Source organism: Nonomuraea sp. NPDC059023, assembly GCF_042740095.1.
Lineage (GTDB): Bacteria > Actinomycetota > Actinomycetes > Streptosporangiales > Streptosporangiaceae > Nonomuraea.
The window spans coordinates 30,606-53,992 of sequence record NZ_JBHYIO010000059.1 but is presented as its reverse complement, the minus strand read 5'-3'; the positions used below and the strand labels follow the sequence as shown (position 1 = coordinate 53,992).

General features: G+C 71.0%; 26 protein-coding genes. 9 read left to right on the top strand and 17 right to left on the bottom strand.

Annotated elements, in window-relative coordinates:
• Positions 1 to 223 precede the first annotated feature (223 nt).
• From ACFWYW_RS53795 to ACFWYW_RS53785, 3 genes are all read left to right on the top strand, one after another.
• Positions 224 to 628, top strand: a complete 405-nt coding sequence (locus ACFWYW_RS53795) for an RrF2 family transcriptional regulator (protein WP_379624445.1) — start codon at positions 224 to 226, stop codon at positions 626 to 628.
• A gap of 192 nt (positions 629 to 820) precedes the next feature.
• Positions 821 to 1,132: a hypothetical protein gene (locus tag ACFWYW_RS53790; protein ID WP_379624443.1), complete on the top strand. Its 312-nt coding sequence runs from the start codon at positions 821 to 823 to the stop codon at positions 1,130 to 1,132.
• A gap of 111 nt (positions 1,133 to 1,243) precedes the next feature.
• The gene (locus tag ACFWYW_RS53785) at positions 1,244 to 2,674 is read left to right on the top strand and encodes a Gfo/Idh/MocA family protein (protein WP_379624441.1); all 1,431 of its coding nucleotides are present in this window, start codon (positions 1,244 to 1,246) and stop codon (positions 2,672 to 2,674) included.
• A 51-nt stretch (positions 2,675 to 2,725) separates the two neighbouring features.
• Here ACFWYW_RS53785 and ACFWYW_RS53780 read toward each other — a convergent pair whose 3' ends face one another.
• Positions 2,726 to 3,373, bottom strand: a complete 648-nt coding sequence (locus ACFWYW_RS53780) for a TetR/AcrR family transcriptional regulator (protein ID WP_379624439.1) — start codon at positions 3,371 to 3,373, stop codon at positions 2,726 to 2,728.
• 75 nt (positions 3,374 to 3,448) lie between these two features.
• On the opposite strand from ACFWYW_RS53780, the gene ACFWYW_RS53775 reads away from it, so the two are divergent.
• A complete protein-coding gene (locus tag ACFWYW_RS53775) occupies positions 3,449 to 4,348 on the top strand; it encodes an arylamine N-acetyltransferase (protein ID WP_379624437.1) in 900 nt (299 codons plus the stop codon).
• Here ACFWYW_RS53775 and ACFWYW_RS53770 read toward each other — a convergent pair.
• Together ACFWYW_RS53770 and ACFWYW_RS53765 are read right to left on the bottom strand one after the other, a co-directional pair.
• Positions 4,296 to 5,069: a BTAD domain-containing putative transcriptional regulator gene (locus ACFWYW_RS53770; protein ID WP_379624435.1), complete on the bottom strand. Its 774-nt coding sequence runs from the start codon at positions 5,067 to 5,069 to the stop codon at positions 4,296 to 4,298. The genes ACFWYW_RS53775 and ACFWYW_RS53770 overlap by 53 nt on opposite strands.
• Before the next feature lie 102 nt (positions 5,070 to 5,171).
• Positions 5,172 to 6,110: a LysR family transcriptional regulator gene (locus ACFWYW_RS53765; RefSeq protein WP_379624433.1), complete on the bottom strand. Its 939-nt coding sequence runs from the start codon at positions 6,108 to 6,110 to the stop codon at positions 5,172 to 5,174.
• A 113-nt stretch (positions 6,111 to 6,223) separates the two neighbouring features.
• Here ACFWYW_RS53765 and ACFWYW_RS53760 point away from each other — a divergent pair, with 113 nt between their 5' ends.
• The gene (locus tag ACFWYW_RS53760; RefSeq protein ID WP_379624431.1) at positions 6,224 to 7,129 is read left to right on the top strand and encodes an NAD(P)H-binding protein; all 906 of its coding nucleotides are present in this window, start codon (positions 6,224 to 6,226) and stop codon (positions 7,127 to 7,129) included.
• Between the two features lie 19 nt (positions 7,130 to 7,148).
• Here ACFWYW_RS53760 and ACFWYW_RS53755 read toward each other — a convergent pair whose 3' ends face one another.
• The 4 genes from ACFWYW_RS53755 to ACFWYW_RS53740 form a co-directional block, all read right to left on the bottom strand.
• Complete coding sequence (locus ACFWYW_RS53755) at positions 7,149 to 8,387, bottom strand: serine hydrolase domain-containing protein (protein ID WP_379624429.1); 1,239 nt, start codon at positions 8,385 to 8,387, stop codon at positions 7,149 to 7,151.
• Between the two features lie 62 nt (positions 8,388 to 8,449).
• The gene (locus ACFWYW_RS53750; protein ID WP_379624427.1) at positions 8,450 to 8,776 is read right to left on the bottom strand and encodes a DUF1048 domain-containing protein; all 327 of its coding nucleotides are present in this window, start codon (positions 8,774 to 8,776) and stop codon (positions 8,450 to 8,452) included.
• Between the two features lies 1 nt (position 8,777).
• On the bottom strand, positions 8,778 to 9,134 hold the full coding sequence (locus ACFWYW_RS53745) for a DUF1048 domain-containing protein (RefSeq protein WP_379624425.1): 357 nt from the start codon (positions 9,132 to 9,134) through the stop codon (positions 8,778 to 8,780).
• The gene (locus ACFWYW_RS53740) at positions 9,131 to 9,457 is read right to left on the bottom strand and encodes a PadR family transcriptional regulator (RefSeq protein ID WP_379624423.1); all 327 of its coding nucleotides are present in this window, start codon (positions 9,455 to 9,457) and stop codon (positions 9,131 to 9,133) included. Before ACFWYW_RS53740 ends, ACFWYW_RS53745 begins: the two co-directional genes overlap by 4 nt.
• Positions 9,458 to 9,626: 169 nt before the next feature.
• Between ACFWYW_RS53740 and ACFWYW_RS53735 the strand changes: the two genes are divergently transcribed.
• Positions 9,627 to 10,751, top strand: a complete 1,125-nt coding sequence (locus ACFWYW_RS53735) for an MBL fold metallo-hydrolase (protein ID WP_379624421.1) — start codon at positions 9,627 to 9,629, stop codon at positions 10,749 to 10,751.
• Positions 10,752 to 10,923: 172 nt separating this feature from the next.
• Here the strand turns inward: ACFWYW_RS53735 and ACFWYW_RS53730 are convergent, their stop codons facing one another.
• Positions 10,924 to 11,886 carry a transcriptional regulator gene (locus tag ACFWYW_RS53730; protein WP_379624419.1) on the bottom strand — a complete coding sequence of 321 codons (963 nt, stop codon included), beginning with the start codon at positions 11,884 to 11,886 and terminating at the stop codon, positions 10,924 to 10,926.
• Between the two features lie 58 nt (positions 11,887 to 11,944).
• Here ACFWYW_RS53730 and ACFWYW_RS53725 point away from each other — a divergent pair, with 58 nt between their 5' ends.
• Positions 11,945 to 13,195, top strand: a complete 1,251-nt coding sequence (locus ACFWYW_RS53725) for an MFS transporter (RefSeq protein ID WP_379624417.1) — start codon at positions 11,945 to 11,947, stop codon at positions 13,193 to 13,195.
• Here ACFWYW_RS53725 and ACFWYW_RS53720 read toward each other — a convergent pair.
• From ACFWYW_RS53720 to ACFWYW_RS53700, 5 genes are read right to left on the bottom strand one after another with little or no spacing between them, the layout of a single operon-like run.
• Entirely contained in the window at positions 13,113 to 14,198 is a 1,086-nt protein-coding gene (locus tag ACFWYW_RS53720) for an ABC transporter ATP-binding protein (RefSeq protein ID WP_379624415.1), read from the bottom strand. The two genes, ACFWYW_RS53725 and ACFWYW_RS53720, sit on opposite strands and share 83 nt — an antisense overlap.
• Positions 14,174 to 15,253, bottom strand: a complete 1,080-nt coding sequence (locus ACFWYW_RS53715) for an ABC transporter substrate-binding protein (protein ID WP_379624413.1) — start codon at positions 15,251 to 15,253, stop codon at positions 14,174 to 14,176. Before ACFWYW_RS53715 ends, ACFWYW_RS53720 begins: the two co-directional genes overlap by 25 nt.
• Positions 15,250 to 16,062 carry an ABC transporter permease gene (locus tag ACFWYW_RS53710; protein ID WP_379624411.1) on the bottom strand — a complete coding sequence of 271 codons (813 nt, stop codon included), beginning with the start codon at positions 16,060 to 16,062 and terminating at the stop codon, positions 15,250 to 15,252. Before ACFWYW_RS53710 ends, ACFWYW_RS53715 begins: the two co-directional genes overlap by 4 nt.
• Complete coding sequence (locus tag ACFWYW_RS53705; protein WP_379624409.1) at positions 16,059 to 16,976, bottom strand: ABC transporter permease; 918 nt, start codon at positions 16,974 to 16,976, stop codon at positions 16,059 to 16,061. The genes ACFWYW_RS53710 and ACFWYW_RS53705 overlap by 4 nt, the downstream gene beginning before the upstream one ends.
• Positions 16,977 to 16,984: 8 nt before the next feature.
• Entirely contained in the window at positions 16,985 to 18,124 is a 1,140-nt protein-coding gene (locus ACFWYW_RS53700) for a M28 family metallopeptidase (protein WP_379624406.1), read from the bottom strand.
• A gap of 150 nt (positions 18,125 to 18,274) precedes the next feature.
• Here ACFWYW_RS53700 and ACFWYW_RS53695 point away from each other — a divergent pair, with 150 nt between their 5' ends.
• Complete coding sequence (locus tag ACFWYW_RS53695) at positions 18,275 to 18,904, top strand: helix-turn-helix domain-containing protein (RefSeq protein ID WP_379624404.1); 630 nt, start codon at positions 18,275 to 18,277, stop codon at positions 18,902 to 18,904.
• Between the two features lie 19 nt (positions 18,905 to 18,923).
• Here ACFWYW_RS53695 and ACFWYW_RS53690 read toward each other — a convergent pair whose 3' ends face one another.
• Genes ACFWYW_RS53690 through ACFWYW_RS53680 form a run of 3 tightly spaced genes read right to left on the bottom strand, consistent with a single transcriptional unit; the run spans position 18,924 to position 21,650 of the window.
• Complete coding sequence (locus tag ACFWYW_RS53690; protein ID WP_379624402.1) at positions 18,924 to 19,826, bottom strand: hypothetical protein; 903 nt, start codon at positions 19,824 to 19,826, stop codon at positions 18,924 to 18,926.
• On the bottom strand, positions 19,823 to 20,146 hold the full coding sequence (locus ACFWYW_RS53685) for a PadR family transcriptional regulator (protein WP_379624400.1): 324 nt from the start codon (positions 20,144 to 20,146) through the stop codon (positions 19,823 to 19,825). The genes ACFWYW_RS53690 and ACFWYW_RS53685 overlap by 4 nt, the downstream gene beginning before the upstream one ends.
• 37 nt (positions 20,147 to 20,183) lie before the next feature.
• Entirely contained in the window at positions 20,184 to 21,650 is a 1,467-nt protein-coding gene (locus ACFWYW_RS53680; protein ID WP_379624397.1) for an MFS transporter, read from the bottom strand.
• On the opposite strand from ACFWYW_RS53680, the gene ACFWYW_RS53675 reads away from it, so the two are divergent.
• Positions 21,649 to 21,960 (top strand): hypothetical protein, encoded by a 312-nt coding sequence (locus ACFWYW_RS53675; protein WP_379624395.1) that lies wholly within the window; start codon positions 21,649 to 21,651, stop codon positions 21,958 to 21,960. The two genes, ACFWYW_RS53680 and ACFWYW_RS53675, sit on opposite strands and share 2 nt — an antisense overlap.
• Here the strand turns inward: ACFWYW_RS53675 and ACFWYW_RS53670 are convergent.
• On the bottom strand, positions 21,893 to 23,374 hold the full coding sequence (locus tag ACFWYW_RS53670) for a tripartite tricarboxylate transporter permease (RefSeq protein WP_379624451.1): 1,482 nt from the start codon (positions 23,372 to 23,374) through the stop codon (positions 21,893 to 21,895). The two genes, ACFWYW_RS53675 and ACFWYW_RS53670, sit on opposite strands and share 68 nt — an antisense overlap.
• Positions 23,375 to 23,387: the final 13 nt, after the last annotated feature.

Sequence of the window (23,387 nt, the reverse complement as noted above, 5' to 3'; positions counted from 1 at the left end):
GTTTCGTGATGGCCGCGCTCGGCACGCCGAGCGCGGTCTTCGCGCTGCCGCTGGCAGACGAGCTTCGCGCTGCCGGTGGAGAGCTTTGCGCTGCCGCCGGAGACGAGCGCGCCGCGGCCGTCCGGGCCCACCCCTGCCGCCCCACCCGCCCGCACCTCCCGTCAAGGACACCCCGACACCAAGGAGCCCCTTTCGTGAAGCCGAGCCATCACCGGAGCGGCACATGACGCGCACCTCCGCCCGTACCCAATACGCCCTGCGAGCCATGGTCACCCTCGCCGCGGCCGACGGACCCCTGACGGCCGGGCGCATCGCGACCGGCCAGGACATCCCCCGCCGGTTCTGCGACAACATCCTGCTCCAGCTACGCCGCGGCGGCCTCGTGATCAGCATGCGCGGCCCTGAGGGCGGCTACCGCCTGGCCCGCCCGCCCGAGACGATCTCCCTGGCCGACGTCATCGTGGTCGTCGAGGGCATCGACCAGGACCAGGACCACTTCCCCGGCGCGGCCGCGCCCCTCGCCGCGGTCTGGAGCGAGATCCGCGAGCACGAGACCCGGCTCCTCAGCGAGATCACCCTCGCCCAGATCGTCACCACCTTCCGCGGTCGCAGCACCCGCGCCTCCTGAGCCCTCCCCACCGGCGGCCCGTCCGCGATCCCGGCCCCGCCCGGACGCCGGGTCGCCGGACGGGCGCGCGGGGTTGACGTGTCACCAGGGGCACGTATCTTTCGCTTAGGAAAGTTTCCTAAGAATTCCCTCTGCCGCACGACCCGGAGTCGGGGCGTGCGGAACCATCCGTCACCAGTACTAGGAGAGGGTATGAGAAGAACCCTGCGCGCCTTAGCCGCGACCGCGCTCGCGGCGGGAGCCATCACCGTCGCGTCGGGCGCGCTGAGCCCGGCATCAGCCCAAGCCGGTGACTGTGAGTACGCCATCGGCCAGAACTCGTTCTCCGCCCGATGCGCCACCAGCGGTCCCGCCTATCAGTTCCGCGCGTGGGTCCAGTGCGTCAACGGCCGCCGGGACGGCGGCTGGACGACGACGAACAGCGGCCAGTGGAGCATCGCCAGCTGCGGACCATGGTGGATCGACCGCCTGAGCTACGGCCTGGACACGCGCCCGGTCCCCTGACGTGGACAAGGCGGTACCGCCGCGGCGATCGCCTTGATCTCTGACACCGGACAGTTGACACTGCTCACTATCGGGGAAAAGTCACTGTCCGCCCTCCAGGGAGTGATCGCCGTGGCCCCTCCGCATCCTCACACCCCCTCCCGCCGCCGATTACTGAAGTCCGGCATCGTCCTGGGCGCCGCCACCGGCATCGCAGGCACCACCACCGCCGCCGCCTGGGAACCCGCTCGCGACCCGCGCGAGAAGAGCATGGTCAACGTGCCGTTCGAGGGTTTCGAGAAGGTACGGACCGGGCTCATCGGGCTCGGCAACCGGGGCGGCGGCCAGGATCTGCGGTTCGCCGCCGTCTCCACGGTCACCGCCGTGTGCGACATCCGGCCCGAACGGGTCAGCCGCACCATCGCCCGCATCATGGAGCAGGGCTTCCAGGACGTCGAGCCGGTCGGATACTCGGCGGGCGAGGAGGACTTCCTCAAGCTCGTCCAACGCGACGACATCGACCTGATCTATATCGCCACCCCCTGGGAGTGGCACTACCGCCAGGCCAAGGCGGCCATGGAACACGGCAAGCACGTCGCCGTCGAGTTGCCGATCTCCCCGCATCTGGAGGAGATCTGGAACCTGGTCCGCACCTCGGAACGGACCCGCAAGCACTGCATGCTCCTGGAGAACGTCAACTACTTCCGGCCGGAACTGCAGATGTTCAACATGGTACGGGCGGGGCTGTTCGGCGACCTGCAGCACGGTTCCGGTGGCTATGTGCACGATCTGCGCTGGCCGTACCTGTTCGGCGGCGCCTACCACCCCGAGCACTGGCGGCGGCGCTGGCAGACCCGGATGAACGCCCTGCACTACCCCATGCACGGCCTGGGGCCGGTGTCGGCGTCCATGGGCATCAACCGCGGCGACCGCTTCGACGAACTGGTCGCCGTGGCGTCCCTGCCCAAGGCGCTGGCCCTGTTCCGCGAGGAGGACTCCAGGGTGGGCCCTGACCACTCGTCGTGGCAGGACAGGCCGTACATCTCGGGCGACCGGCACACCTGCTTCGTCACCACCGCCGGTGGCCGGTTCATCCGGGTGGAGCATGACGTGAACTCCCCGCATCCGTACACCAGGGAGACCACGCTCACCGGGACCAGGGGGTCGATCGAGCTCGACAACGCCCGGGTCTACCTCGAGTCGCTCGGCCACCACGACCACGCGTGGCGGACCGGCGGCGCGTACACCGGCATTCTGAAGCAGCACGACCACTGGCTGTGGCCTTTGCTGGAACGGCTGGCCGGCCAGTACGGCGGGCACGGCGGCGGCGACTTCGTCTCCATCTTCCGCCTCGTCCAGCTGATGCGGCTCGGCATGACCCCCGACATCGACGTCTACGACTCGGCGGCGTGGTGCTCGGTGATCCCGCTCAGCCACGAGTCGCTGAAGACCGAGCGGCTGCGCCCGGTCAAGGTGCCCGACTTCACCCGCGGCCACTGGAAGGACGCACGGCCCACCTTCGACCGCCCCCAGCCGGACGACCCGCAACTCCGGGGCAGATAGCCGGCTGGCGGCGCGTCTCGGTGCCCCGCGATGTCCGAGCGAAGGGTGCCGTCAATCGCCGCCGAGGTCGGCCAGGCCGATGTCGCCGTCGGGCAGGCGCCGGTTGTCCGGGTGGGCGCGCAGGCCGTCGAGCATGAGCGCCAGGTAGCGGTCCACGCCGCGCTGGGTGAGCTCGGTACGCAGGCCGGGCATGGGCCGCAGCAGCAGGGCCGTCATCATCGCCAGGTCGCCGGCGTCCACGTCGCGGCGCAGGACGCCGTCGGCCTGGGCGCGGTGGACGAGCCGGTCGAGGATCTTCAGCAGAATCCGGCGCAGCCGCCGTTGCTCGGGGTCGTCGTGGACCCGCTCCCAGGTACTGGCGAACCAGATCGACAGCCAGGTCGCCAGCCGCAGCTCGGCGGCGGCCCGGTGGATGAAGCGCGACAGCGCCTGCCAGGCGTCCGGCTCCTCGTCCTCGGCGTCGCGCGCGATGGCGACCACGCGGTGGAAGCCGTCCAGCGCGACCTCGCGCACCAGCGCCTCGCGGTCGGGAAAGCGGCGGTAGAGGGTGGCGGTCCCGACGTCGGCGCGGCGGGCCACCTCGTCCATCGGCACCTCGGCGCCGCGCTCGGCGAACAGCACGCGGGCCGCCTCGATGATCTGCTCACGGTTGAGCCTGGCGTCGGCTCGGAGCTTGCGGCCGGGGCTCTCGTTGTCCACTCCAGCAGTATACGGAAGGATCTCAGTCATTTATGCTAAGTAAGTGGGTGATCTTCTCTCACTTAGGAGGCGTACATGACCGCAGAGATGACCATCGGCCCGATGCTCCACAGGATCGGGCATCACGGGCCCGTGGCCGCCGACCTGGAGACGCTTGTCGCCCTGCACCGGGCCTGGCGGCAGGCCGTGCCGTACGAGAACCTCGACATCCAGCTCGGCAGGCCGATCAGCCTCGAACCTGAGCCGCTGTTCGACAAGCTCGTACGGCGGCGCCGCGGCGGCTACTGCTTCGAGCAGAACGGCGGCCTGGCCATGCTGCTGCGCCTGGCCGGCTTCCAGGTGACGATGGTGGAGGCGGCCGTCATGCGCGCGGCTCGCGGCGCGGCGATGTGGGGCAACCACAGCGCGCTGCTCGTCGACCTCGACGGCCGCCGCTGGCTGGCCGACGCGGGCATCGGGGACGGCTTCGTCGAGCCGCTGCCGCTGCGCGAGGGGTCGCACACCCAGGGAAACCTGACCTACCGGCTGGAACGGCTCGACCCGGACACCTGGCGCTTCCACCACCACCCCGGCGGAACGATCGCCTCCTACGACTTCCGGCTGCGACCGTGCGACATCGCCGACTTCGCCGCCCGCTCCCGTGAACTGTCCACCTCCACCGAATCGGCGTACGTCACCACGCTCATCGCCGCCCGGCCGAGCTCCGGCCACACGCTGGTACTGCTGTCCCGCACGCTGCGCCGGCTGGGCGCCGGCGACAAGGAACCCCGCACCATCGGCGACGCGGACGAGTTCGCCAGAACGCTGTCCGCGGACTTCCTCGTCCCGCTCGGCGACCTCGGCCGCAACGGCATCGCCCAGCTCTGGCACAAGTCAGGCGCCCAGGACGACCTGTGGCGCGCACGCGTCAGCAACACCCCCCCTAACCCAAGGACGACGCATGCCCACGGGCGTCCAGAGCCGGGTCTCGCCTGAGCACCGCCTGGTGCAGGGTACGCAGTGCCGGTCCCGGCTCGATGCCCAGTTCGTCGGCCATGACGCGGCGGATGTCCCGGTACACGTCGAGCGCTTCGGAGGGGCGCGACGCCCGGTAGAGCGCCAGCATCAGCTGCGCACGCGGTCGTTCCCGCAGGGGGTGCGCGGTGACGTGACCGGCCAGCATCGGCATCAGCCCGTGGTGGTCGCCGGCGGCCAGGCGCAGGTCGGCGTGGTCCTCCTGGGCGGCCAGGCGTTCCTCCTCCAGGCGGGCGGCCTCGGCACGGGCCCACGGGGCGCGGACGCCCGCCAGCGCCTCCCCCCGCCACAAGGTCAGCGCCCGGTGGAACAGGCCGTCCGCCGTCGTCAGGTCTCCCTGCGTCTTCGCGGTACGCGCCCGGCGTACCAGGAGCGAGAACAGCAGGGCGTCCACGTGTTCACGCGGAACGTTGAGCTGGTATCCGCCGGAAACGGTGGCGATGCCCGCGTGCGGCGAGAGCAGGCCACGCAGTTTCGACACCACGATCTGTAACTGCTTGGCCGCCGTCGTCGCGGTGCTCTCGTCCCAGACCTGGGCGAGCAGGTGGTCCGCGGAAACCGGCTGCCCGGCACTCAGCGCCAGCCTGGTCAGAACCCCGACCCGTCGCGCGCCTGCCAGCGGCAGCCGCGTACCGCCTGCGCTGATCTCCCAGGGTCCCAGGACGTTGATCTGCATTCCCATCAGAGCGTGCTACCGCGACCTTTCCGTCCGCCTCTCAGGTGATTTCCACTGTAAGGATGGGCCGGGCCGGGCAATGTCCGGTGAACGCCCTACATCGGGATCTCATGGCCTGTCGGCGCGACGGAGTACGCGGCGCACGGCGCCACGCAGCCACTGGTGGCCCCCGTCGGCGGTGTGGCGCGGGTGCCAGGCCATGCCGATCGTCAGCGGTGGCAGCGGCAGCGGGATTTCCAGCAGGCGCAGCCCCATCGTGTGCGCGGCGTCGCTGAGTGGTGAAGGGGGTTCGCCCGGTAGCGCGGCCGGCACCAGGCAGACCACGTCGCCGGCCGCGGCCAGCGCCATCGCCGCCAGATGTCCGGGCAGGACGGCGCTGACCCGCCGGGTGAGCCCCTCCTCGGCCAAGGCCGCGTCCAGCGGGCCGGTGAAACGTCCCCGGCGGCTGACCGCCACGTGCTCGGCCCCGGCCAGCCTGGCGGGTGTCAGCGTTCCGCCGGCGAGCGGGTGCCCGGCCCTGACGCCGGCCGCCATCCGCAGCGTGACCAGCTCTTCCACCCTGGTTTCCGGGTCGACGTGGTCGATGGCCCCGATCTCCAGATCGATCCGGCCTTCGCGCAGGGCGGGGCCCGCCTCCCACTCCTCGGCCAGTACCCGCAGCGAGACGCCCGGCGCCCGGCGCCTGGCCAGGTCGAGCAGTCCCGGCGCCAGCGCCGTACCGACCAGGTCCGAGGCCTGGACGGTGAAGGTGCGCCGCAGCGCGGCGGGGTCGATCCCGCCGCCCGGGGTGAGCAACGCCTCCAGCTGACGCACCACCGCGGCGGCCTCGTCCCGCAGCGCCTCGGCGCGGGGTGTGGGCACCATCTTCTGTCCCGCCCGTACGAGGAGCGGATCCTGGAGCACCCGGCGCAGCCGGCCCAGGGTACGGCTCATCGCCGCGGGCGAGGTGCGCAGCCTCGCGGCGGCCCGGGTGACGCTCTGCTCGGTCAGCAACGCGTCGAGGGCAATGGCGAGGTTGGCGTCGAGGTTCGGATCTGGGCTGGTCACCGGAATCATTCCATTTCGGGCAATGATTGGATGCTGAAGTTCCCATTGTGGCAATACGGTGGGACTCCTCACGATGGGGGCTGTACCGATCCGGCACCTACCGCGAGGTTTTCATGATCGTCATTACCGCTCCCACCGGGAACATCGGCCGGCGGCTGCTGTCGCTGCTGGTCGAGGCCGGGCCCGCACTACGCGTCATCGTCCGCGATCCCGCCCGGCTCCCCGAGACCGTGCGCGAACGGGTCGAGGTGGTCACCGGCTCGCACGGCGACGCCGCGACCGTCGAACGCGCCTTCACCGGGGCCGACGCCGTCTTCTGGCTGGTGCCGCCGGACGCCTCCCTCACACCGGACGAGGCGTACAGCGGCTTCACCCGCCCGGCCGCGCGGGCGTTCGCCGCCCACGGCGTCGGCCATGTCGTCGGCGTCTCGGCGCTCGGCCGCGGCACCCCGCAGGCCGCCCGGGCCGGGCTGGTCACCGCCTCCCTGGCCATGGACGACCTGATCGCCGGCTCCGGCGTCGCCTACCGGGCCCTGGCCAGCCCGTCGTTCTTCGAGAACCTGCTGGAGGAGGCCGATTCGATCCGCGAGAACGGCGTCTTCACCGACACCGTCGCCGCGGACCGCCCGGCCCCGCTGGTGGCCGTCGCCGACATCGCCTCGACGGCGGCCGGGCTGCTGCTCGACCGTTCCTGGACCGGTGTCGGCAGCGTTCCGGTGCTCGGCCCGCAGGACCTGTCGCCGGACGACCTGGCCCGCATCATGACCGAGGAGCTGGGCCGCCCGGTCCGCTACCGGCGTCAGCCGCTCGGGGAACTGCGCTCCACCATGCTCGGTTACGGCCTCAACGAGGCGTTCGTCGAGGGCATGGTCGACATGAAGCGCGCCAAGGACCAGGGCCTCGACTCGGGCGTGGACCGCTCACCGCAGGCAGGCCCGGCCACCGGATTCGCGCAGTGGTGCGCGCAGACCCTCAAGCCCGCCGTCCTCGCCAGGGCCGAGGCGGTCGACGCCCCCTGACGGAACCGGCCCGTAGATGTCAGCCGAGGCAGGAACGGACGGCCTTGGCCAGGTTCGCCGCCCTCGGGTCGTCGGGCCGGAAGTTCCAGAGGTTCGTGACGTAGCAGAAGCCGACCTCGCCGTCGGGGTCGGCCAGGGCGATCGATCCACCGGAACCCGGGTGGCCGAACGACCCCGGCCCGATCATCGGCGCCGGCGGGCAGGCCCGCCAGAACCCCAGCGACATGTAGAAGGACCGGTCGGCCGGGATGTCCAGGCCGGGCGGCAGCCCGTACATCCGCGTCTTGTCGGTCTGGACGGCCGTCATCGTCTCGACCGCGGGCGGATCGAGCAGCCGTACCCCGTCGACGTCGCTGACCGTGGCGGCGTACATCCGCGCCAGCGAGTGCGCGTCGGCGAGCATGTTCGCGGCCGGGAACTCGGCCGCGCGCCAGGCCCGCGTGGTGTGATAGTCGGAGGTGTTGTCCAGGGCGCCGCCGAGCTCGCCGGCGCGCATCTGGATCGAGCCCGGACTCCACAGGGATTGGACCCATGCGGTGACCGTCTCCGCGTCGAGGCCGGTGGACGCGATCATCCCGGCGAGCAGTTCCTCCACGCTGAACGCGTCGGCGTAGTGGAGGCGGGCCACTCGCTCCTCGTGCTCTTCCGGCAGCCCGATCCAGGCGCTCAGCCCGAGCGGGGCGGCCACCTCCTCGGCGAAGAACGTGCCGAGCGACTTGCCGGTGATCCGGCGCACGACCTCCCCGACGAGAAAGCCGTAGGTGACGGCGTGGTAGACGTGCTCGGTGCCCGGCTGCCACAGCGGCTTCTGCGCCTCGATCGCACGGATGACCGGGTGCCACGCGCACGCCTCCTCGAACGTCAGCGGTCCGTCGAGGAGCGGGAGGCCGGCCTGGTGGGACAGCAGCCAGCGTACTTTGATCTGTTCCTTGCCGTTGGCGCCGAACTCCGGCCAGTACTGGGTGACCGGGGCGTCCAGGTCCAGCTCACCGCGCTGTGCCAGCATGTGGGCGCAGATCGCGGTGGCGCCCTTCGTCGTGGAGGCGACCTGGACGATCGTGTCTTCGCGCCACGGCCGGTTCGCCTCGCGATCGGCGAGGCCGCGCCACAGGTTGGCGACGGGGCGGCCGCCCACGTAGACGCTGCACGCCGCGCCGACCTCGCCGGGGGCGTCGAAGTTCGCGTGGAACGCGTCGGCGACCTTTCCCCAGCCTTCTTCGACACCGCTTTGTGGGGAGTTTTCCTGGTTGGTGGTCATGCGGCTATCCGTTCTCTCGTTCGTGGCTTGTCACTTCGCGGCTCACCGCCGGCCGATGGGTGTTACTTCTCGGTCGTGCCGGGATTGTCGATGAGGGACTTCTGGTAGAAGTCGGCGTGGGTCGGCGTGTCCTTGATCAGGTCGTCACAGAAGGCGGCGACGTCGTTGCCGATGAGCTGCAGGACGCCCTTGCCCGCGGCGACGCCTTCCTCGAAGAAGTCGACGATCCCCGGCAGCAGCGGCCCGTCGGGCAGGTCGACCGGCCCGACCTTGAAGAAGTACCGCTGCATCTCCTTGTAGACGATCTGGTAGTCCGGCGGCAGCGCCTTCACCCGCGCCATGTGCGCCCGCCACTGCTTCTTGCCCTCGATGATGTCCTGGATGCCCATGTCAGCCTCCTAGCCGGCCAAGTTTCCTGGCCACGTTCCTGTTCAACTGCTCGCGCCAGCGATCGCGATAGCTGCGAGCCCGCTCGCCCCCGGCCAGCGCCGCGCAGAAGCCCGCGATGTCGTCGCCGAGCACCTCGTCCACGCTCTGCCCCTCGGCCGCGCTCTCTTCGAGCAGCCCCAGCACGCCGTCGAAGATCGGCATCAGGTTGCGGCCGGTGAAGTCCCCGTGCAGGGTCAGATGACCCTTGATCTCCTCCCAGGCCCCCCGGTAATCGGCGGGCAGCGCCCCGGCCCGAGCCTCGAACGCCTTCCATTCCCTGGTGAGATCACTGCCTGTGATGGTCTCCCAGAAGTTCATCGCCCACCCTCCTTGAGTGTGTCGATCCGTGATGTCACGTACTCCCACTTCACCCAGAACTTCGCCAGCTCCGCGCGCCCGGAGTCGTTGAGCGCGTAGAACTTGCGCGGCGGGCCCTGCCCGGACGGCCGCTTTGTCACCACGACCAGCCCGTTCCTCTCCAGCCGCAGCAAGATGGTGTAGACCGTGCCCTCCACCACATCGGCGAAGCCGAGCTCGTTCAACCGGCGGGTGATGGCGTACCCATAGGTCTCCTCACCGCCAATGATCTCCAGCACGCAGCCCTCCAGCGTGCCCTTCAGCATCTCCGTCAGGTCGTCCATCGCGGTCCTCTTCGCCCTCTCGGTACTTTGTAGTACCGAGTACCACTATACAGTACCACAGAGTAGTGAGGTAGGTAGATATCACCGACGCGAAAGCGCGGGGCGGCGTGGAAGTGTCATCTCGTCGAGGCTTCACCGTGGAGAGGCCGCACCGTGGAGAGGAACGTCTGTGAACAATCACGACCATGCCCATACGCCAGGTCCGCTGAGCCGGCGAACGCTCCTGCGCTCAAGTGCCATCGCCGCGGGCATCGCGTCGGTCGGAGCCCTCTCCCAGCCGGCGCCCGCGCTGGCGAGGACACCCTCCGGCGGAACCGACCTGGTCCTGCTGGGAACCGCGGCCGGTCCGACGCCTTCGAGCGGGCGCTTCGGCATCGCCAGCGCGCTCGTCGTCCGGGGCAACGTCTACATGGTCGACTGTGGCCGCGGGGCGGTGTCGCAGTACGTACGCGCCGGCCTGGACCCGGCAAAGCTCAAGGGCATCTTCGTCACCCACCTCCACGCCGACCACATCGCCGACTACTTCAACCTCGCGATGTACATGGCTCCCGCGATCATGTCCCAGACCGGCGCCCTGCCGAGCATCGACGTCTACGGCCCGCCCAGCGCGGGCGCCCTGCCCGACGTTCCCGGCGCGAAATGGGTCGCCCCGCACCGCCCGACCCCCGGCCTCGCCGACCTGACCAGGCTCTCCAACGAGGCCTTCGCCTACTCCAGCAACACCTTCATCGCCGAGAAGATCGGATTCGACCCGGCCGCCGCCCTCCGCGTCCATGAGATCAAGCTGCCGGACGTGGGCGCGTCCCCCATCGGCAACACGGCGCCGGCCATGAAGGCTTTCCCCGTGATGAGCAACGACGATGTCAGGGTGACGGCCATCCTGGTCTCCCACGGCGTCGTCTTCCCCAGCCTGGCGTACAGGTTCGAGACCGAACACGGCAGCGTGGTCTTCTCCGGAGACACCACATTGACGCCGAACATCCCCACCCTCGCCGAGGGCGCGGACATCCTGGTCCACGAGGCCAACGATCCCCAGTGGTGGCACGAGCACGGAGCTTCAGAGCACTTCGTGGAGCACATGCGCACGACCCACACGGACGTTCTCGACCTGGGTACGGTGGCCCGGCAGTCGGGCGTCGATTCCCTTGTGCTCAGCCATATCGGAGATTTCCAGCCGCACGCGCAGTGGCAGGAGCGCGCCCGTGCCGGCGCGCAGAAGGCCGGCTACCGCGGCAGGATGATCGTCGGGAAGGACCTCATGCGCCTGAACGTGCGTCACCACGCCCCGCGCTGACCTCGTCTTTCGCCCGCCCGCGAAACCTTGGCGTCCGGCCGCCGGAACCCGATGAGATCCCCGCACGGCTTGCCCAGGCCCTGGGCACTCCGCGCCACGTCACGATCCGCACCGTGTCCTTCCTTCGCGGCAAGGCGGGCGGGCCGTGGAGATCGTCTCGCGCGCGGAGCGACTACAGGCCTTCGACCAGGGCCTGGCCGAGATCGGTGCGGGAGTAGAGAACCGAGCGGCCCACCCGCCGGCGCCGGATGAGGCGCGCGTCCAGGAGAACCTTGAGGTGGCGCCCCACCGAACCGAGTCCCTGCCCGGTCAGCGCCACGAGCTGGGTCGTGCTCTTGGGGCCGGCGAGCAGCACGAGAACGCCGGCCCGAGCCTGCCCCAGCAGTTTGCTCAAGGCGTCGGGCACCGGCACCCGCTCACCTTCGGCGAGCGCTCCCCGGCAGGGGTAGATCACGGCGTAGCGGTGTGGCAGGCGCCAGCTGACCCACCGCCCGCAGCCCGGGGTCACCGGCACGAACAGCAACTGGACGCCGGACAGTTCCCGGGGCGGGTTGTCGTGCGCGTTGATCTGCAGCCGGCCCTCCCCCAGCCAGCGCATCCCCGGCCGCATGCCGTCCAGCACCGCGGCCCACCCGCCCTGGCTCAGCCGCTCCGACCTGGCGGCGATGTCCGCCTCGACGACCCTGCGGCGCCGCGGCCAGGAGGGCGACACCGTCTCCCGCCACACCCACGCCAGCAGGTCGGCGGCGCGTTCTCCCAGGTCGGCGCGGTCCAGCGGGGCGGGGAGCGGCCCGCCGAGCGTCACCTCCAGGTCCGCGTGGATGATCTCGGCGGGGGTCTCGCGTACGCGCTCCAGTTCGTCCTCGAACCTCGTGGCTCCGTCGTCAGGCGTGGGGATGAGGAAGTCGGCGATCCAGTGGCGTCCGAGCGCGGCGCGCAGCAGCAGCGCGCTGAGCGGATCATCGGCCATCCGGCGCCGGTAGGCGGGCCGGTGGGCATCCAGCCACGCGCGCTCACCCGGATGCGCCGCGCTCCCCATCGCCAAGGTCAGCAGGCTCGCGGTGGTCTCGGCCAGCGCGGACACCACGAACCGGCTCCTGGCGAGGGTGTCGGCGTTGACTTCCCAATAACCCATGTTTCGCTCCCCCGCGAAACCTTACCGGCCCGGCCATCGGCACCGATGAGATTCCCCCATGCGTACGTATGGGGACCTCTTCCGGGTGCCGGAGTTCACGCCGCTGTTCGCCGCCTCCGCCGCGCAGACGATGGCCTCGACGGTGAGCGGCCTGGCGCTGGGCACGCTCGTCTACGCGGCGACCGGCTCGCCGCTGCTCGCGGCTCTGAGCATGTTCGGTCCGTCCCTGGCCCAGGTGGTGGGCGCGACGGCGTTGATGTCCGCGGCGGACCGGCTGCCGCCGCGTGCCGCGCTGAGCGCCCTGGCCGCGGCTTTCGGCGTCGGCACGGCCGTCATGGCGGTTCCCGGGCTGCCGGTGTGGTCGATCTTCGCCGTCCTGTTCTGCCTCGGGCTGATCGCGTCGCTGGGCGGCGGGGTGCGGTTCGGGTTGCTGAACGAGATCCTTCCGCGTGAGGGATACCTGCTCGGCCGATCGGTGCTGAACATGTCGGTGGGCCTGACGCAGATCTGCGGGTTCGCGCTGGGCGGCCTGCTGGTGAACGTGTTGTCGCCGCGGGGCACGCTGCTCGCCGCCGCGGTCCTCGCCCTGGCCGGCGCGCTGATCTCGGGTTCGGGACTGTCCCGGCGGGCGGCGCGTGCTCCCGGCCGCCCGTCGGTCGCCGTCACCTGGCGCACCAACGTGCGGCTGTGGTCGTCGGCGCCTCGCCGGTACGTCTATCTGGCGCTCTGGGTGCCGAACGGGCTGATCGTCGGCTGTGAGGCGCTTTTCGTCCCGTACGCGCCCGGCCACGCGGGGCTGCTCTTCGCGCTGGCCGCGTTCGGCATGCTGACCGGGGACGTGCTCGTCGGCCGGTTCCTCGCGCCGCGGTGGCGGGAGCGGCTCGCCGTACCGCTGCGACTGCTGCTGGCCGCTCCCTATCTGATCTTCCTGCTGGAGCCCGCACCGCCTTTGGCGGCGGTGGCCGTCACGCTGGCCTCGGCGGGCTTCGCGAGCAGCCTGCTCCTGCAGGAGCGGCTGATCGCGCTGACTCCCGCCGAGATCCGAGGGCAAGCCCTGGGGCTGCATTCGTCCGGGACGATGACCATGCAGGGTGTCGGGGCGGCTCTGGCCGGGGCCATCGCGCAGTACACCTCTCCCGCCGTGGCCATGTCCGTGATGGCCGCGGCGTCGGTCCTGGCGACGTTGTGCCTGGTACGCGGGCTGCGACCCGGCACCGAAGACGACGTCAGGCCTGCGGCAGGGGAACGACGTGGTCGGGATGGAAGGCGAGGCGCACGTTCTCGTTCTCGCCCGGGGCGGGCTGGGTGACCGGCAGGGTGACGCGTAGCGTGGCGCCCGCCTCGGTCTCGGCGGTGACGCGGATATCCGAGGCCACTCTGATGACGTCCAGGGTGCGGGCGGGCACGCCGTACCAGCCCTGCGGAAGGTCCTCGGACGCGGCGAGCACCCGCAGCCGCTCCGGGCGGATCGCGACGCCCTCGGCCGGGAGACGGGCGGCGGGAACGGGGATCCGCGCGCCGCCCAGTCCGGGCACGACCAGCCCGGCCTCCCCCGTCACGGCGGGAAGGACGTTCGACTCGCCGATGAACCCGGCGACGAAGGCCGTCTCCGGCCGGTCGAAGATGTCTCCCGGTGTGCCCGCCTGCTCGACCCGGCCGCCGCGCAGCACCGCGATCCGGTCCGAGAGTGTGGCCGCCTCCTCCTGGTCGTGGGTGACGAACACGAAGGTGGTGCCGCGCTCGGTGTGCAGGGCTCGCAGCTCGCGCTGGAGCTGCCTGCGCAGTTGCAGGTCGAGGGCGGCGAACGGCTCGTCGAGCAGCAGCGCGCGGGGCCGGCACACCAGGGCCCTGGCCAGGGCGACACGCTGGCGCTGGCCACCGGACAGCGCGGCCGGGCGGCGATCGCCGAAGCCGCTCATGCCGACCAGCTCCAGCGCCTCGCCGGCCAGCGCGCGCCGGGCCTTGCGGTCCATCCTGGCCATCCGCGGTCCGAACGCGACGTTGTCCAGCACGCTCAGGTGCGGGAACAGCGCGTAGTCCTGGAACACCGTGTTCACCGGACGGCGGTTGGGCGGGGTGGCCACCATGCTCACCCCGTCGATGAGGATGTCACCGGCATCGGGGCCGATGAACCCGGCCAGAAGGTTCAGCACGGTAGTCTTGCCGCAGCCGCTCGGGCCGAGGAGCGTGAGGAACTCCCCTTCGGCGACGGTGAGGTCGACGTCGTCCACGACGAGCTGGCTCTCGTAGCGCTTGCTGACCTTCCGCAGCTCAAGCTGTCCGCCGGTCATCGCGGCACGGTCCTGGTCCATGCGTCCGTCCATTTCGCTTTGTTCTCGTTGACCATGTCCCAGTCCACGTAGCGCAGGTCGTCCAGCGAGCCGTCCGGCCCGTACGGCATGCGCTCGCGCACCGAGGCAGGGATCACCGCCGTGGTGCTGGCCGGGGCCAGGTAGAGCGTCTTGACCAGTCCCTCCTGCGCCTGCTTACGGGAGGCGAAGTCCAGGAACTTGTAGGCCGCCTCCGTGTTGTGCGCCTTCGCGGTGACGTGCCAGCGGCTGTCGGCGGCCAGCGCTCCCTCCTTGGGCGCCACCCACTTCATGGGCAGGCCCTGGTCGGCCAGGGGCCAGGCGCCGGAGTTGTAGTGGGCGGCGATGGCGACCTCGCCGGACTGCAGCAGGTTGCTGGCCGCGCCGGAGGAGTCGAAGAAGGACACGGCGTTCAGGTCGCTCAGCCTCGTCAGGCCGGGCGTGATGTCGGCGCCGCCCTTGGCCTCCAACTGACCGGCCGCGAGCAGCGCCAGCGGCAGCCCGCCGGTGGTCGCGGGCGCCGGGATGGCGACCTTGCCGGCGTTCGCGGGCGCCCACAGGTCCTCCCAGGAGCCGGGCGGCGTCTTCACCTTCTCGCTGTTGTAGGCCAGGCCCAGGGCCCAGTAGCCCATGGTGAGGGCCCAGACTCCGTCGCGGTCGCGCAGCTTGGCGCGATCGGCCAGCTCGGACATCGCCGGGATCTTGTCCTCGGGCAGGGCGGCCACCAGCTTCTCGGCGCGCGCCGCCTCGGAGATGCCCGAGTCGAGCAGGGCGACGTCGACGGCGTCCGGCGACTGGCGCAGCTTGCCCAGCGTGACGGTGGAGGTGCCGATCTCGGCCTGCACGCGGATGCCGGTCTCCTTCTCGAAGGGGGCGATCACGCTCTGCCTGATGCCCTTCTCCCAGGAGCCGCCGAAGATCGCGACGCGAAGCAGCTTGCCGCCGCCGTGGTCCTCGCCGGACTTGGCCTGGTTCTGCGCGTCTATGACGTTCCCGCACGCGCTCACCAGCAGCGCGGCCGCGGCGAGGGCGGCGAGCCCGCGTCCTGTCCGGGTCATGAGGGTGCTCCCGCCGCTTTGAGACCGGACACCCGGTCCACGATCAACATGGCCACGAAGGCCAGTGCCACGGTCAGGGTGGAGACCGCGGACACCCCGGGATCCACCGTGTACGCGACCTGGTTGAGCAGTTTGACCGGCAGCGGGTTCAGCGCCGGCGTGGAGAGGAACATGCTGACCTCGACGTTGACGTAGCTGGCCGCGAAGCCGAGCAGGCATCCGGCGCCCAGCCCGGTGCGCATGAGCGGCAGGGTGACGTGGGCGAACCTGCGCCACGGGCCGGCTCCCAGGTCGGCCGCGGCCTGTTCGAGCGTTCTGGGCGCGCCGCGCAGCGAGGTGAGCACGCTGCGCAGCACGAACGGCAGCGCCAGGATCACGTGCGCCATGACGAAGCCCGGGTACGTCCGCCCCACCCCGAGGACGAGCAGCAACTGGAGCAGCCCGACGCCCAGCACGATCTGCGGCACCAGCATCGGCATCGTCAGCAGCGCCTCGACGGTGTCGCGGCCGGGCATCCGCGGCGAGGTCAGCGCCAGCGTCGCGGGGACCGCCAGCGCCGCGGCGACGACGGTGGCGATCAGCGCGATGTTGGCCGACGCCACGATCGAGTCCACCCACGCCGGGTCCGACAGCACCAGCGCGAACCACCGCAGCGTGAGGCCCTCGGGCGGGAAGGCCAGGTACCCGGTGGTGGTGACCGCCGTGCCCAGCAGCACCACCGAGGGCGCGAGCAGGAACAGCGACACCAGGATCAGCCACAGCCTGCCCGCGGTCCTGGCCACGCGGCCGGTCTCCATTCCCTGGCTCATCGTGCTCCTTCCATCGCGTACCGCCTGAGCATCCGCAGGTAGAAGATGACCGCGGTGAGCGAGAGGACCAGCAGCAGCACCGCGAGTACGCTGGCCGTCACCCAGTCGAAGGTCACCAGGGTCTGCTCGTAGATCAGCATGGACAGCACCCGCACCTGGCCGCCGGACAGCACGGCCGGGGTGACGTACCCGGTGACCGCCATCGCGAACGCCATGAGCGCCCCGCTGGCGACGCCGGGCACGGTCAGCGGCAGCGTCACGGAGGTGAACCGGCGCCAGGCGGTCGCGCCCAGGTCCGCCGCCGCGCGTTCGAGCCGGCCGTCCAGCGCCTCGAAGGCCGACAGGATCGACAGGGTGGTGTAGGGCAGCAGGATGTAGACCAGGCCGATGATCACGCCGGTCTCGTTGTAGAGCAGCGACCAGCCCTCCCGCGACAGCCCGAGCGCCCTGACGACATCGTTGACCAGCCCTTCCTTGCCCAGCAGGACGAGCCACGCGAACGACCTGACCACCGCGGAGATGAACAGCGGGGTGACCAGAAGCAGGAGCAGGGCCCGCCGTACCGCCGCGCTGCGCACGCAGCGGGCCATGCACCAGGCGGTGGCGTACCCCACGACCACGGTCACCGCGGTGGCGATCAGCGACACCCGCAGGGTGGTGACGGTCACCTCGAAGTAGAGCCCGTCGGTCAGGACCCGCCCGTACGCCGACGCCCCGCCGGTGAAGCTGGCGGCGACCATCTGCCCCAGCGGGGCGACGAAGAGAAGAAGCGTCGCGAGTACGGCGGGCGCCACCAGGGCCCACTGCCGCCACGAGAGTCCGCCGGCGAACGCCGTGGCGGTCCGCCGCCCGGCGGGCCGGGTGGCGGACGGGGTGTCCGCGGGTGGTGACGGCGTTCGCGTGGTGGTGGACATCCGGTTCCTCACATCTGCTTGGCGAGCGAGGCCAGCAGTCGTCCGGCGGCCTCGACGGCGACGTCGACGCGGCCGAAGTCGACCTTGTCGAACGTGTCGCCCGGCTTGTGGTAGTCGGCCTGGCGCCACCACATGAGCAGGAGGGCGGGGATGCCCCGCTCGTGGAAGGCCCAGTGGTCGGCGCCCGGCTTGTTGTCGTCCACCCTGACCTCGCCGATCTCGGCGACCTTGGCCCCCTCGATGGCCTCGAGCGCGGTGGCCCGCAGGTCCGGGTCGGTGCACCACAGCCAGAAGAAGTCGCCGCCGGAGATCTGGTCGAGGCAGACGCAGTAGCGCACGTGGCCGAGCAGGCCGCGCTCGGTGAGGTCGTTGACGAAGAAGTGGGAGCCGAACATGCCCACCTCCTCCCCCGCGATGCCGACGAACTTGACGTTCATCACGATGTCGTTGGCCCGCAGGTGTTCCAGTACGCCGAACATGCCGGCCGTGCCGGAGGCGTTGTCGTAGGCGCCGGGGGTGTCGAGCTGGGTGTCGTAGTGCGCGCAGACCACCACGTAGTCGCCGGAGGACGGGTCGCCCTCGTAGGTGGCGATCACGTTGTAGGAGTAGGCGTCGGGGTCGAGCCGGGTGCCGATGGACACCCGCGCGGTCGCCGGTGTGCCCGCGTCGATCGCGGCGAGCAGCCGTTCGCCGTCCTTGGCGGACACCACCACCATCGGGACGCGATACAGCGCGCTGGGGTTGATCAGCGGGATCGCGTCGCCGCTCGCGTTGACCACGATCTGGGCGACGGGGTTTCCGGCGCCGTCCACGAGTTCCATGGTGGGCATCTCGTACAGGCCCTCGATGAGCACTTTGACGCCGTACCTGCGCAGTGTCCCGGTCAGGTCGTCGGCCGGTGCGGAGTAGACCACGGGCGCCACCTCCAGGGATTCCTCGGCGCCGCCGATCGCCACGGTCAGGCTGGGCGCGCGCGTCACCGACCAGCCGACGAAGCTGAGGCGCTGCAACGTGGTCGGCAGGCCCTGCTCGCGGAAGCACTCGGACAGGAACTCGGCGGCGCGGTGCTCGCCCTCACTGGCCGAGAAACGGACGCCGATGGTCTCCGAGAGACCTGACATGACCCGGGCAACGATCTCTGACGGCATGCAAACTCCCTGCTCGTAGCTCTACAATTCGACGAATCGAACGATGACATCGCATACTGAACGCCGAGCACCCCAATCGTCAAGCCCCCCTTCCGCCCAGAGGAGCCTTCAAAGGGCGCGAGAATTCACCCGGAGGTTGTGATGGGTAACGTGGAGATCATTGACTTGCTGGCCGCGAATCTGCGGCGGTTGCGGCGGTTGCGCGGCCTGTCGAGCGCGGAACTGGCGCGGCGGGCCGGCGTCGGCCCCGCCACCTTGTCCTTGCTGGAACGCTCGCAGGGCAACCCGACGCTGGAGACCGTGACATCACTCGCCGCCGCTCTGGGCGTGCCGGTGACCGACCTCATCGACGGCGCCAGGCGGCCGCCCGTCACCGTGGTGCGGGCCGACCAGGGCGCGCGGGTCACCCGGCCGAATCTGGATCTGCGCTTCATGCACAGGTTCAGCTCCAGCGGCCTGGACACGGTGGAGTTCTACGAGATGATCGTGCTGCCCGGCCAGGAGTACCGCTCGCGCGGCCACGCCGGGGTGGAGAACATCGTGGTCACCGCGGGCACGCTGACCGCCGGGCCGGTGGACCAGCCGGTCACGCTGTCCACCGGCGACTTCGTGGCCTTCTCCGCCGACGCGCCGCACGTGTACGCGACCATCGGGGACGTCGCGGCCAGGGCCGTACTGGCGCTGCGCCATGCCCAGGGCGACCTGGGGCCGGAACCGGTCAGCGGCTCGGTCATACTCTCCCTGGCCGACGAGATCCCCGACGCGGACTGGCAGGAGTAGGCAGGAGCGGTGCGACGCCTCAGGCCGGGAGGCGGCCGATCGAGGAAGGCCCGACCGGGTCGTGCGGGGCCCGCCTGAGCACGGCCCGCGCCACCAGCGCCGCCATGCCGGTGCTCACCAGCGCGCTGGCCGCCACGGCCATCGCGAACCACGGCGAGGCCTGCCTCAGCCCGATCGCCAGGAGGGTCGCCACGGCCAGCCAGGCGATCGCGTTCAGGATGGCGGCCACCGCGAGCGACTTGCCGGCGGCGCGTACGGCGTCCGCGAGCCGGGGAGACGCCGCCGCGGTGAGGGGCAACGGCAGGACGAGGGCCATGACGATCGGCGAGAAGAAGCCGCCCAGCATGGCCTCCCCGAGGGGCCCGACGGGATGGCCGACGTCCAGGAATCCGAGGCCGACGTAGGCGGCGACGACGAACCCGGCCGGGACGGCGACCAGGGCCGCCACCATGACCATCCGCCCCCTGATCGCCCGGTCCTGCGCGTCCTTCCCGGCGGCGCGTACCCTCACGGCGACCTGCCAGAGCGACAGCAGCGCCAGAAGCCCCGTCATGGCGAACAACGCCGTGGCCGTCCTGTGCAGTTCGGCGGCGATCGCGCCCGCTCCGGCCGCCCGCTCCCACACGCCGTGCAGGCTGGCGGCGTCGCGTACACCCGGATTCCACAACAACCCCAGCGCGCCCGCGCCGACGGCCAGGATCGCCGGGAGCGGCACGCGCGGCGGCCGGGCGCCGGGAACGCGCCGGTGGTGCACCCACGCGTCGGCCACCCCGCCGGCCAGGTCGGCCACCGTGCGCAGCCGCACCGGCCGCGAGTCGACCAGGTCGGCGACCTCCTCGCCGTAACGCTCCCGCCACGGCTTCGGATAGAGCCCCAGCACGACCCCTGCCACGATCCGCAGCACGCCCCTACGCCGTCTCACGCCTGCCCCCATGCCACTCGCCTGAATCCTGCCCGTTCGACCCGGCGCAGCGTGGCGAGCTGCTCACGCAGCGCGTCACGTCCGCTCTCGGTGATCCGGTACGGCTTGCGCCGCTCGGTCGACTCCACCCGCTCGATCCAGCCACGCTCCTCCAGCCGCATCAGCGCGCCGTAGAGCGTGCCCGGCTCCAGCGACGTCCCGGAAAACTCCTCGATATCGCCGATCATCCGGTATCCGTGCTTCTGCCCCTCCGCGAGGCTGATGAGCACCAGCAGCGCCACGTCCGTGAAGCGGCCGAGCTCCGATGTTCTCCCTGCCATGTATTCAGTAAAACTTAGTAAGTACAACTGAGCAACTTCAATCCGCGGACACGGCGGCGCGCGCGGGCAGCAGCAGCATGAGCACCGCCGCGAGCACGTAGAACCCGATCTGCCACGGAAGGATCGCGGCGAACGCCTGCGCGAATCCGTCGGACACGGCCGTCCCGGCGGCCAGCGCCCCATCGACACCGGCGAAGAAGACTCCGCCGAGCACCGCGACACCGACGGCGCTGCCGATCTGGCTGACGGTCGTGAGCACGCCGCCGGCCGAACCCGCGGCCCTCGCCGGCACCCCGGCCAGGATCACGTTGACGAGCGAGGGCGCGGTCAGGCCGAGGCCCAGGCCGCCGATGAACAGCGGCAGCGCCAGGAGCCAGTAGCCGGGGTGAGCCCCGGTGCCCACGACCACGAGCAGGACGACCTGGGACACCGCCAGGACCAGAGCTCCGCCGATCAGGAGCGCCCGCCCGGCCCGGCCGGCGAACTGGACGCCGATGCCGGAGGTCACGATCGCGCCGGCCGCGTAGGGGACGATCACCAGCCCGGTCTCCCACGCGCTCATCCCCAGCCCGAGCTGCAGGTACAGCGAGAACAGGAAGAAGAACGAACCGACGGCGCCGAAGAAGAGCAGCGAGGCGGCGAGCCCGCCGGAGAAGGATCGCACCCTGAGCAGGGCGGGATCGAAGACCGGCTGCTCCCCGCGCGATGAGACCCGGCGCCCCCAGAGCAGGAACAGCCCGCCGGTCAGCAGGGAACTCGCCATCATCGCGTAGCCCCACCAGGGCCAGCCCCATTCGCGGCCCTGGACGAGCGGCAGCAGCACCAGCACGGACGTCACCGCGCCCAGAACGGCGCCGGGAACGTCGAGCCGCGGCTTCTCCTCGGCCTGCGATTCGGGCAGGTATCTCGCGCCGAGGATCAGGCCGGCGATCGCGATGGGAATGTTCACCCAGAAGATCGCGCGCCACCCGAGGCCGAACAGATCGGCGTCGACGAGGAACCCGCCGAGCAGAGGTCCGGCGACCGACGCGAGGCTGAGCACCGCCCCGTACGCGCCGAACGCCTTGGCGCGGGCGGCGGGGCGCAGCGAGGAGCGGATGATCCCGAACACCTGCGGCACCATGAGTCCACCGGCCAGGCCCTGCAGCACACGAGTGGCGATCAGCGCCTCGGGACTCGGCGCCAGGGCGCAGAGCACCGACGCGACGCCGAATCCGGACAGTCCGCCGAGAAAGACGCGCCGCCTGCCGAACTGATCGCCCAGCCGCCCTCCGGTGATGAGCACGGCGCCCATCGCGAGCGTGTAGCCGGCGACCGTCCACTGAATCGCTGATTCGCTCGCGCCGAGCTCACGCATGATCTCGGGAGCCGCGACGCTCACGATCGTGGCGTCGAGCAGCTCCATGAAGTCGGCGAGGAGCACTACGGCGACGGCGATCAGCGCCACGCGGCCACTGGTGATCATCGAGGAGTCCGGCGGCGAAGCGGTATGTGGGGAAGCCATGCGGGCACGGTTCCACCAGAGGCGGACATCGAATGGCCGCCATTCACTCCTCCTGCTCTCGCTCCTTCAGGCACGCCGCGACTGGTGCGAGGTGCCGCGTTTCGACTACGCGGCCACGGCGGCGCAGGAGGCGGAGGAGGCGGAGGAGCCGCCGCCCCTCCGGGTGGAACCACACCGCCTTCTCGTCTGGGATCTCGATCGGGCGCGGTGGCGGGTGTTCCGCGGCGGCGGCCCTCCGGAGCTCATCGAGGCGTGCGGCGAGCTGGCGGCGCGCTACGCCGCCGTGGGGGCCGCCGGGCGAAACGCCTGATCCACGGCCAGGCCAGCACGATGACGATGACGGCGTAGACGAGGAAGGAGACGGGGCCGCCGAGCAGGCCCGGCAGTTCTCCGCCGGACAGTTGCAGCGAGCGGCGGCCCTGGAGCTCGGCGCGCGGGCCGAGGATGACGCCGACGATCAGCGGCAGCACCGGGAGCCCGAAGCGGCGCATGCCGAAGCCGAGCAGGCCGAGCCCGAGCAGCAGGAGCAGGTCGAACGGCTGGGCGTTGACGGCGTAGGCGCCCATGGAGGCGAAGAACAGGATGCCCGCGTACAGGTAGGGGCGCGGGATCCGCAGCAGCCTGGCCCAGGCGGGAGCGAGCGGCAGGTTGAGCACCAGCAGGAGCAGGTTGCCCAGGAACAGGCTGGCGATCAGGGTCCAGACCAGGGCCGGCTGGCGTTCGAACAGCAGCGGCCCCGGCTGGATGCCGTAGGACTCGAAGGCGGCGAGCATCACCGCGGACACGGCCGTGGTGGGCAGGCCGATGGCCAGCATCGGCACGAGCGTGCCGGCGGCCGAGGCGTTGTTGGCGGCCTCCGGTCCGGCGACGCCTTCGATCGCGCCGTGACCGAACTCTTCCGGCCGTTCTGCGAGCCGCTTCTCCGTGACGTACGACAGGAAGGTGGGGATCTCCGCGCCGCCGGCGGGCAGGGCGCCGAACGGGAAGCCGAGCGCGGTGCCGCGCAACCACGGCTTCCAGGATCGCCGCCAGTCCTCCGCGCCCATCCACGGCCGCCCGACGGGGACGACGGGGACGGCCGTGCGGCGCAGGTGCGCGGCGACCCACAGCGCCTCGCCGACGGCGAAGATGCCGACGGCGACGACGACCACGTTGATGCCGTCGGCGAGCTGGGGGATGCCGAGCGTGAGCCGCTGCTGGCCGGTGACGCCGTCGATGCCGACCGTCCCGATGACCAGCCCGATCAGCAGGGACGCGAAGCCGCGTACCCGGGAGGCGCCCAGCGTGGCCGAGACGGCGACGAAGGCCAGCAGCATGATGGCGAAGTAGTCGGGCGCGCCGAGGCTGACGGCGAAGCTCACCACGAACGGTGTGACCAGCACGAGCGCCAGCGTGGCGATCGTGCCGGCGACGAACGAGCCGATCGCCGCGGTCGCCAGCGCCTGGGCCGCCCTGCCCGCCTTGGCCATCTTGTTGCCCTCGATGGCCGTGATGACCGAGGAGGACTCGCCCGGCGTGTTGAGCAGGATGGACGTGGTCGAGCCGCCGTACATGCCGCCGTAGAAGATGCCGGCGAACAGGATGAACGCCTGGGTGGGGTCCAGGCCGTAGGTGATGGGCAGCAGGAGTGCCACCGTCATGGCCGGGCCGATGCCGGGCAGTACCCCGACACCGGTTCCGGCGATCACGCCGATGAGGGCCATCAGGAGGTTGCCCGGGGCCATGACGTTGGCGAAG

What these genes read in the sequence shown, in the direction of transcription:
- ACFWYW_RS53795 (WP_379624445.1), top strand. Translation starts at nt 224, where the DNA reads ATGACGCGCACCTCCGCCCGTACCCAATACGCCCTGCGAGCCATGGTC.
- ACFWYW_RS53790 (WP_379624443.1), top strand. Translation starts at nt 821, where the DNA reads ATGAGAAGAACCCTGCGCGCCTTAGCCGCGACCGCGCTCGCGGCGGGA.
- ACFWYW_RS53775 (WP_379624437.1), top strand. Translation starts at nt 3,449, where the DNA reads ATGACCGCAGAGATGACCATCGGCCCGATGCTCCACAGGATCGGGCAT.
- ACFWYW_RS53770 (WP_379624435.1), bottom strand. Translation starts at nt 5,069, where the DNA reads ATGGGAATGCAGATCAACGTCCTGGGACCCTGGGAGATCAGCGCAGGC.
- ACFWYW_RS53760 (WP_379624431.1), top strand. Translation starts at nt 6,224, where the DNA reads ATGATCGTCATTACCGCTCCCACCGGGAACATCGGCCGGCGGCTGCTG.
- ACFWYW_RS53755 (WP_379624429.1), bottom strand. Translation starts at nt 8,387, where the DNA reads ATGACCACCAACCAGGAAAACTCCCCACAAAGCGGTGTCGAAGAAGGC.
- ACFWYW_RS53750 (WP_379624427.1), bottom strand. Translation starts at nt 8,776, where the DNA reads ATGGGCATCCAGGACATCATCGAGGGCAAGAAGCAGTGGCGGGCGCAC.
- ACFWYW_RS53745 (WP_379624425.1), bottom strand. Translation starts at nt 9,134, where the DNA reads ATGAACTTCTGGGAGACCATCACAGGCAGTGATCTCACCAGGGAATGG.
- ACFWYW_RS53740 (WP_379624423.1), bottom strand. Translation starts at nt 9,457, where the DNA reads ATGGACGACCTGACGGAGATGCTGAAGGGCACGCTGGAGGGCTGCGTG.
- ACFWYW_RS53730 (WP_379624419.1), bottom strand. Translation starts at nt 11,886, where the DNA reads ATGGGTTATTGGGAAGTCAACGCCGACACCCTCGCCAGGAGCCGGTTC.
- ACFWYW_RS53725 (WP_379624417.1), top strand. Translation starts at nt 11,945, where the DNA reads ATGCGTACGTATGGGGACCTCTTCCGGGTGCCGGAGTTCACGCCGCTG.
- ACFWYW_RS53720 (WP_379624415.1), bottom strand. Translation starts at nt 14,198, where the DNA reads ATGGACCAGGACCGTGCCGCGATGACCGGCGGACAGCTTGAGCTGCGG.
- ACFWYW_RS53715 (WP_379624413.1), bottom strand. Translation starts at nt 15,253, where the DNA reads ATGACCCGGACAGGACGCGGGCTCGCCGCCCTCGCCGCGGCCGCGCTG.
- ACFWYW_RS53710 (WP_379624411.1), bottom strand. Translation starts at nt 16,062, where the DNA reads ATGAGCCAGGGAATGGAGACCGGCCGCGTGGCCAGGACCGCGGGCAGG.
- ACFWYW_RS53705 (WP_379624409.1), bottom strand. Translation starts at nt 16,976, where the DNA reads ATGTCCACCACCACGCGAACGCCGTCACCACCCGCGGACACCCCGTCC.
- ACFWYW_RS53700 (WP_379624406.1), bottom strand. Translation starts at nt 18,124, where the DNA reads ATGCCGTCAGAGATCGTTGCCCGGGTCATGTCAGGTCTCTCGGAGACC.
- ACFWYW_RS53685 (WP_379624400.1), bottom strand. Translation starts at nt 20,146, where the DNA reads ATGGCAGGGAGAACATCGGAGCTCGGCCGCTTCACGGACGTGGCGCTG.
- ACFWYW_RS53675 (WP_379624395.1), top strand. Translation starts at nt 21,649, where the DNA reads ATGCGGGCACGGTTCCACCAGAGGCGGACATCGAATGGCCGCCATTCA.
- ACFWYW_RS53680 (WP_379624397.1), bottom strand. Translation starts at nt 21,650, where the DNA reads ATGGCTTCCCCACATACCGCTTCGCCGCCGGACTCCTCGATGATCACC.
- ACFWYW_RS53670 (WP_379624451.1), bottom strand. Translation starts at nt 23,374, where the DNA reads ATGGCCCCGGGCAACCTCCTGATGGCCCTCATCGGCGTGATCGCCGGA.